Origin of the sequence: Actinoallomurus acaciae, assembly GCF_042429965.1 — a bacterium.
GTDB classification, from domain to species: Bacteria; Actinomycetota; Actinomycetes; order Streptosporangiales; family Streptosporangiaceae; genus Actinoallomurus; species Actinoallomurus acaciae.
In genome coordinates this window covers 1-832 of the sequence record NZ_JBHLZP010001192.1, presented here as the reverse complement: position 1 = coordinate 832, position 832 = coordinate 1, and the positions used below count along the sequence as shown (strand labels likewise).

General features: G+C 76.2%; 1 protein-coding gene. It reads right to left on the bottom strand.

Translation table 11 applies throughout. The features are described 5' to 3' along the window. The coding region (locus tag ACFFNX_RS51550; RefSeq protein ID WP_378213835.1) for a hypothetical protein at positions 1–832 on the bottom strand (832 nt) is incomplete at both ends.

Genomic DNA, 832 nt, shown 5'->3' with positions numbered 1-832 from the left:
GGTCGCCGTAGAAGTCCTCATCGTCGTCCAGAGCGGCACCGAGATCACCCTCGGCTCCGTCCCGGCCGGAATCCTCGGCATCCACCCGCCGACCGGGAGCGAGTCGTCGCCCGGCGGGTCCCGCGGCCGGGGCCGCGCCGTCACCGGCGGCGGGCCGTACGGGCTCGGCGGGCACGTGTCCAGCGGGCAGGTAGACGTCCTCGGGCGTCTCGGTGAGCCGGTCCGGCGTGGCCTGCGCGGTGAAGACCGCGAACTTGCGCGTTCCGTCCGTCGCGTAGTGCGGCAGTGCGTGGTACGCGTGGACCCTGCCGTCGAGGCGGTCCGCCAGGCTCTGTGCCAGGGCCGCGCACGCCGCGGGGTGCTGCCCGTACGGCACCAGCACGGCGATGTCGCGCACCTCCGGCGGGAGCGACTCGAAGAACGCGGCGAGTTCGGCCACCGCCGGCGGCTGTTCCCCCGGAGCGCCTGCGAGCACGATCGGCCGGGCCGGCTCGACCGGCACGCCGAATCCGAGGTCGACCAGGGGCATCGGCGGGCTTCCCGCCATGCGGACCCAGAAGCCGGCCGGGATCGCGGTGACCGTCGCCGGGGACGCACGGCGGTCCCGTCCGCGCAGGCGGGAGAGCGGTCGTGGCTTCGGCGACCGGAGCTCTCGCGGCAGCGCGGACTGCCAGGCCGGTGCCGGGTAGCGGGGGCCGGTCCACTCGGGATGGGCACCCGGCCCGAAGCCGAGCCAGCCCGCGCCGGGCCCGGCGGAGAACAGCTCACCGCCGCGGAGCGCGATCAGTTCGCCGTCGGGCGCGATGACCCCCATGCCGAGCCGGTCGGCCAG